Origin of the sequence: Gluconobacter thailandicus F149-1 = NBRC 100600 (genome assembly GCF_000964465.1) — a bacterium.
Taxonomy (GTDB): Bacteria; Pseudomonadota; Alphaproteobacteria; order Acetobacterales; family Acetobacteraceae; genus Gluconobacter; species Gluconobacter thailandicus.
The window spans coordinates 1-6,098 of record NZ_BANH01000112.1 but is presented as its reverse complement, the minus strand read 5'-3'; the positions used below and the strand labels follow the sequence as shown (position 1 = coordinate 6,098).

5 protein-coding genes and 2 pseudogenes are annotated in these 6,098 nt (G+C 52.3%); 4 read left to right on the top strand and 3 right to left on the bottom strand.

Annotated elements, in window-relative coordinates; genetic code table 11:
• A pseudogene (locus B7444_RS16510) lies at window positions 1–129 on the top strand (IS481 family transposase); the annotation flags it as partial.
• A 141-nt stretch (window positions 130–270) separates the two neighbouring features.
• Here B7444_RS16510 and B7444_RS16500 read toward each other — a convergent pair.
• From B7444_RS16500 to B7444_RS15830, 3 genes and pseudogenes are all read right to left on the bottom strand, one after another.
• Window positions 271–384, bottom strand: a pseudogene (locus B7444_RS16500) (IS5/IS1182 family transposase); the annotation flags it as partial.
• Between the two features lie 352 nt (window positions 385–736).
• Window positions 737–1,123 carry a type II toxin-antitoxin system VapC family toxin gene (locus B7444_RS15835; RefSeq protein ID WP_035729077.1) on the bottom strand — a complete coding sequence of 129 codons (387 nt, stop codon included), beginning with the start codon at window positions 1,121–1,123 and terminating at the stop codon, window positions 737–739.
• Complete coding sequence (locus tag B7444_RS15830; RefSeq protein ID WP_007284212.1) at window positions 1,120–1,353, bottom strand: type II toxin-antitoxin system Phd/YefM family antitoxin; 234 nt, start codon at window positions 1,351–1,353, stop codon at window positions 1,120–1,122. Before B7444_RS15830 ends, B7444_RS15835 begins: the two co-directional genes overlap by 4 nt.
• Before the next feature lie 903 nt (window positions 1,354–2,256).
• Between B7444_RS15830 and B7444_RS15820 the strand changes: the two genes are divergently transcribed.
• From B7444_RS15820 to B7444_RS15810, 3 genes are read left to right on the top strand one after another with little or no spacing between them, the layout of a single operon-like run.
• A complete protein-coding gene (locus B7444_RS15820; RefSeq protein WP_007284213.1) occupies window positions 2,257–3,786 on the top strand; it encodes a recombinase family protein in 1,530 nt (509 codons plus the stop codon).
• Complete coding sequence (locus tag B7444_RS15815) at window positions 3,786–4,685, top strand: plasmid partitioning protein RepB C-terminal domain-containing protein (RefSeq protein WP_007284214.1); 900 nt, start codon at window positions 3,786–3,788, stop codon at window positions 4,683–4,685. The genes B7444_RS15820 and B7444_RS15815 overlap by 1 nt, the downstream gene beginning before the upstream one ends.
• Window positions 4,678–5,616, top strand: a complete 939-nt coding sequence (locus B7444_RS15810) for a plasmid partitioning protein RepB C-terminal domain-containing protein (RefSeq protein ID WP_035729080.1) — start codon at window positions 4,678–4,680, stop codon at window positions 5,614–5,616. The genes B7444_RS15815 and B7444_RS15810 overlap by 8 nt, the downstream gene beginning before the upstream one ends.
• Window positions 5,617–6,098 lie beyond the last annotated feature (482 nt).

Sequence of the window (6,098 nt, the reverse complement as noted above, 5' to 3'; positions counted from 1 at the left end):
CCGATCGGGTTCTTTCATCTCGATATCGCGGAGGTCCAGACCGCTGAAGGCAAGCTGCACCTCTTCGTTGCCATCGACCGGACAAGCAAATTCGCTGTCACACAACTGGTCGGGAAAGCCGATCGGAAAGACAGCGATGTTCTTCAGAAAGGCGGTGGCTGATTCGCCGGTCAGCCCTGCCGACGTAAAGAAGCTACACGCGAAGATAGGCGAACCACTCGGGGAACAGGATTTTTTACGCGATGCCTCTGCTCAGTTAGGCGTGATCCGATCCAGACGGAATACTTCAAAATCTACAGTTCGGGAAAAAGCTTTGAGCTGATCGCCAAGCCCGCTCAAACGGGCAAGGCGCTCTCCAACTTCAAAGAAACCTGGCTGCTTCATGCCTCCCATCCCTCATCACAAGATGAGAGATGGAATCAGAGAGGCCGCACCAAAACCACGCAGTTTTTGAGCCCTCCGGTCGATTGTGAAAGAATTATGCTTGTATGGTTGCGGGGGCAGGATTGCTTCTCAAGTTGCGACAATCGCAAGGTGAGAATAAATCGGGTTTAGATAATTGTTTTGAAAAGATTTTTTCTGCGCTCGCTTGATCTTTCCCCAATCATAGCGCCTCCTATCTCCTAGGAGTAGGGCAGCTCCCATTCAAAGCCATGACCTTTGTCGCGAACTGATCCCACCGGTTCAAGTCGGTTCGTATCCACCATTCCCTCGTTCGTACGTCCGCTTTAGGCGATCACCAAAGACGATTGACGGCGAAGTTGTCAAACAAGGCCTCGTTGGAGATCAACGTCATACCCTCGGCCTGCGCTTGGGCAATCAGGAAACGATCAAACGGGTCCTTATGAGCAATGTTCATCTCGCCCGCGATGCGAGCATGAGTAACGCTGATTGGCAGCTCAACGAATCCCTGCCCAGCAACAATAGCCTCAAAATCCTGTGCCAGCAGGGCCGCCCCCGGCAGTTTACCGATACGGAACTTGGTTGCGACCTCCATGGCCGAAGCCGCGCTCACGGCTATGACGTTGACCTCATCCGCTATGGCCTCTTGGGCGCGACGGCTCAAATGCTCGTCGCCCGCCAACCACCAGATCAACGCATGTGTATCAAGCAATAGCCTCAAGCGAGATTCCACCCGTCCAGTTCATCGTCGGGCAGCGCCTCATTGAAGGTCTTATCCAGGGTGATCTGGCTTTTGAGCGCCCCAAACACGCGACGACCCTGCGGCTCCACCGGCACAAGGCGCACTACTGGTACAGAACCACGTGCGATCACCACATCGCCACCCGCAAGCGCGTCGGCAATCAGGCGAGACAGGTTGGTTTTGGCATCGTGAACCGAAAACTGGGCCATGAGGCACCTCCTTAGCTAAGGATATAGCTAAGAGACCTCCCTTTGGCAAGGGGCGCCTTCCATTCCGGCCTTGTGATTGCCCAGGCTTGCCACCTGGAAGAGATCGTCCACTCAGGTCTCGGATTTGCGGCAATATCTCCCTTTCCTGCGTGAGCCGACATATTCTACGAGTTGAGCTTGCTGAAGACCTCCAATGTCCCTGCGTGCGGTTTTCAGGCTCACATTCCATACAGATATAATGTCTATGGCTCTGCATCTGCTTCCTCGCTCGAGGCTTAGCAGGAACCACCGTTGCCGTTCATTCAGTTCCCAATGATCAGGGACATTTACAGGGTCGTGTTCAAGGACATGTTCAGGGTCATTCCCTCTTGCGGCCACTGCCTGTCTGCCACTTGCCACCACTCCAAGCCGATAAGCTTCTCTGGCTGCAGCAAGTGAAGAACACTCTGTCGAGTATGTCGAGAGATCAGCATTACGTCCTTCGACGAGCCCAGAAACGAATGCCCGGATAACCGGCGACGAAACAACAAGACGCAAGAAATATATCGTATCTGGGCCATGCTGCGCTGAAAGCCAGTGTTTTACACTCTTCTCACTTGCGCCTGTCTGTCGCATAAGCCTCTTGATTACACCGTGGCTATCTTCATGCTCTTTGCGCAACAGTTCGGCAACCGTCTTGGCATAGTTTTCACGACGTCCGAGAACACCCTTCCATAGAGGTAATTTCCTGCCCTTTTTCGGCAACATCTTCCGATCCTTCCGATGCTAAAATAATCCCGCTTCAGAATGACGGAACAGACTCATTCTCACTGCGAGGGAAGATGTCCGGACCTCCGTTATCGGCCTCGGAAAGGGCAAAACGTGACGAGCTGGAGATTCTACGATGATGATCGCACGGAGCCGATGGAACGCTTCGTTCGGGCCGCCGAATACGTCCGGATGTCAACGGATCTTCAGAAGTATTCGACCGAAAATCAGTCGGAAGCGATCAAGCAGTATGCCAAGGCTCGTGGGATTAAGATTGTCCGCACGTACGCCGATGCCGGGAAAAGTGGCCTCAAAATTGAGGGGCGCAATGCACTCAGACAACTCATTGAAGACGTTCAAGCAGGAAATACTGATTTCACATTAGTTCTTGTCTACGACGTCAGCCGTTGGGGCCGGTTCCAGGATGCGGATGAGAGCGCTTACTACGAATATATCTGCCGTCGCGCGGGTATTGCAGTCGAGTATTGCGCCGAACAGTTCGAGAACGATGGGAGTCCAATCTCAACCATCGTCAAGGGCGTTAAGCGTGCCATGGCTGGTGAATATAGCCGTGAACTTTCTACCAAAGTATTTGCAGGTCAGGGAAGATTGATCGAGAAGGGTTATCGGCAGGGAGGGCCGGCTGGATTTGGCTTACGTCGAACCCTGATTGATGAGAACGGCGCCATCAAGGGCATTCTTGGACAGGGCGAACATAAGAGTATCCAGACTGACCGCGTTATCCTGACGCCCGGCCCGGCCGAGGAAATCAATCTGGTCCGCACCATCTATCAGTCTTTCGTTCATCAGGAACGCAGCGAGAGCGAGATCGCCGACGACCTCAACAGACGTGGCATTTTGACAGATCTTGGACGTCTCTGGACCAGAGGAACAGTACATCAATTACTGATCAATGAGAAATACGTCGGCGACAACGTATGGAATCGTCGCTCCTTCAAGTTAAAGAAGAAACGAGTTCGCAATGATCCAAAAATGTGGATCAAAGCGCAAAATGCATTCGAAGCCATCGTCGAGCGTGAGCTATTCGAATCTGCAAGGAGCATCATCAATACGCGCTCTTTCCGTCTGACTGATGAAGAAATGCTGCATTCCTTGAAGGAACTCTATCACCAGAAAGGCCTATTATCGGGTATAATCATTGATGAATGTGATGACTTGCCTTCCAGCGGCGCCTATAGCGCCCGTTTCGGCAGCTTGCTCCGCGCCTATCATCTTGTCGGGTTCAAACCGGATCGTGACTATCGATACATCGCGATAAACCGTGAACTACGCAGACTTCATCCGGAAATTATTCGACAAATAATCGCTGAATTGCGCACCAAAGGTAGTGATGTATGGCAGACTCCTCAGGACGACCGTATCGTCGTCAATGACGAATTCAGTCTTTCCGTGACGATAGCGCGCTGTATAGAAACATCCACCGGACTGCTGCGCTGGAAGATGCATTTCGATACCTCACTCATACCCGACATTACGATCGTCGTGCGTATGGACAGCGCCAATCGTATGCCTCTGGACTACTATCTATTTCCACGCATCGACATAATTTCCGGCAAACTTCGCCTGTCGGAAGAAAACGGTCTTGCTCTTGACGCCTATCGTTTCGACAATCTTGAACTCCTATACGACATCGCCACTCCTATTTCCATTGCGGAGGTCGCCTGATGTCTGTCATTCGTCCGAGCAGGATCGAAATGATCCCGATCAGCCAGATTACAGTCGTAAATCCACGCGCCCGCAACAAGCGCCAGCATCGGGAAATTGTTAACAACATCGAAGCTATCGGTTTGAAACGGCCCATCACCGTAAGTCGCCGAGATACGGCCAATGGCCCCAGATATGACCTCGTTTGCGGCGAAGGTCGGTTGGAAGCCTTCCAGATGCTCGGCCAGCCAGATATCCCGGCAGTGGTCATCAAGGCGAGCGAGAGCGAGTGTCTCGTCATGAGCTTGGTCGAAAACATCGCCCGACGTACACCGCGCCCCATTGATCTCATGCGCGAGGTCGGCGCATTACGATCACGCGGTTATAGTGATACGGCAATCGGTACAAAAATCGGTGTCGGAGCCTCCTGGGTCAACATGGTCGCTTCCCTCCTCGATCGTGGTGAGGAACGGCTTCTAGCCGCAGTTGAAACCGGTCTTATTCCGATTACCCTGGCAATGGAGATTTCCCGGGCCGAAACAGAAGAAGCCCAGAACCTACTCCTTGATGCCTATGAAACGGGCAAGCTGAGGGGCAAGAAGCTGGCAGCGGTCCGGCGAATGCTCGGGATGCGCTTGCAAAGCCAACGTAAAGGTCTACCAACGGGGCGTTTAGGGCGCAAAACGAGCAGTCGTAGAATGACGGCCGCTGATCTAATGCAGGTCTATCAACGTGAGGCTGAAAAGCAGCGTCTGTTGGTCAAGAAATCGGATTTTACTCAGACACGACTTCTGTTCATCGTTGAAGCCTTGAAGGATCTTCTCGCGAACGACGGCTTTATTAACCTGCTTAGAGCCGAAGGGCTGGCGACCATGCCTCGCGCTCTAACAGTCAGAGTATCGGGAAACGAGCATGACTGATGAAGTGAACAATCGAGGGCATAGCCGTATTCATATGGCTTTTGGCATGGATTTCCTCACGATTCCTGTAGCATCAATCATTCCACTCAAGACATTGCCGCCCGATATTAGATCGAGCCGCACATATTCACAGATATTGACCTCCATAAAAGCGATCGGACACCCGATAGAGTCCCCGGCTGTGACGGCAGATACGACGAACGCCGAACAATGGTTTCTACTTGACGGTCATTTAAGAATCGAAGCCATGAAGGAACTCGGCTTCACAGAAGTCGAATGTCTGCTGGCTCCTGACGATGATACCTATACCTACAATAAGCGGGTCAATCGTATACCACCGATCCAGGAACATCGGATGATCGCACGCGCCATGGAGCGCGGAGTCTCGTCAGCTGATATCGCTACCGCACTCAATATTCAGGTAGAAGCGGTATTGAGACGTTTCCGGCTACTGGACGGCATCAGTCCCGAAGCGGCTGAAATGCTTAAAGATACCCCCTGCTCCATGAAGGTATTCGATATTTTGCGCCAGATGACGGCTGTACGACAGATCGAATCCGCTGACCTCATGATCGGCCAGAACAACTTCACAGTCATGTTCGCCCGAGCCTTGCGGGCCGCGACGTCAGAAAACCAGCTCGTACCGAACAAAAGAGGAAAAAAAGAGAGTAGAGCGACACCATCAGGTCAGCAGATTGCTCGTATGGAACGAGAACTCGCAGCACTTCAGACACAAGTAAAGTCTGTCGAGGAAACCTACGGCATTGATAATCTGCATTTGACCGTGGCACGCGGCTATATCGCCAAACTCCTTGCAAACAGTCGGATAGTCCGTTGGATGGCAACCCATCAACAGGATTACCTTTTTGAATTCCAGAAGATCGCTGAAATCGACCCACTTGGTTCGATTGGTAAAGAAGCGAGCACCTGAATTAAAATGGGGACCCGGACCCGATAAGCGCGGGGACCATGGGAGAAGCCACACTGTGGGGTGGATCAAGCATGGCGGTGGGAATGGCGGCGACCCCGCATGATGCCCACTAGGCTGGCCGTCATATGGGTCAGCCGCGTGCTGTCCCGTTTGACTGCACGAATATGAACGGGCGTGCCAGACCTCCATCTGGCACGCCCTTCGACTGATGAATGTATGGGTAATCGGATTAAGTTACGGCTCTCCCCTATGGATATTTGGCGTCCGACCTCCTGTATTTAGAGGCCATCGCTGACTGTCGCGTGGCAAAGGGATGCAGCTAATCGCAATTGGTTGCGTGGTGTTTCACACTCGATTTGAACCTACTTCCCGTAAGCCTCTAAAATTAAATAACTTTCCACAAAATGACCTCAGTTCACACATAGAAAGACCCCGCCAAGTCAGCGACTTAGCGGGGTTTCAGAAACTGTAAGTGGTTGCGG

Coding starts and splice junctions, on each gene's coding strand:
- B7444_RS15830 (WP_007284212.1), bottom strand. CDS start 1,353: ATGGCCCAGTTTTCGGTTCACGATGCCAAAACCAACCTGTCTCGCCTG.
- B7444_RS15820 (WP_007284213.1), top strand. CDS start 2,257: ATGGAACGCTTCGTTCGGGCCGCCGAATACGTCCGGATGTCAACGGAT.
- B7444_RS15815 (WP_007284214.1), top strand. CDS start 3,786: ATGTCTGTCATTCGTCCGAGCAGGATCGAAATGATCCCGATCAGCCAG.
- B7444_RS15810 (WP_035729080.1), top strand. CDS start 4,678: ATGACTGATGAAGTGAACAATCGAGGGCATAGCCGTATTCATATGGCT.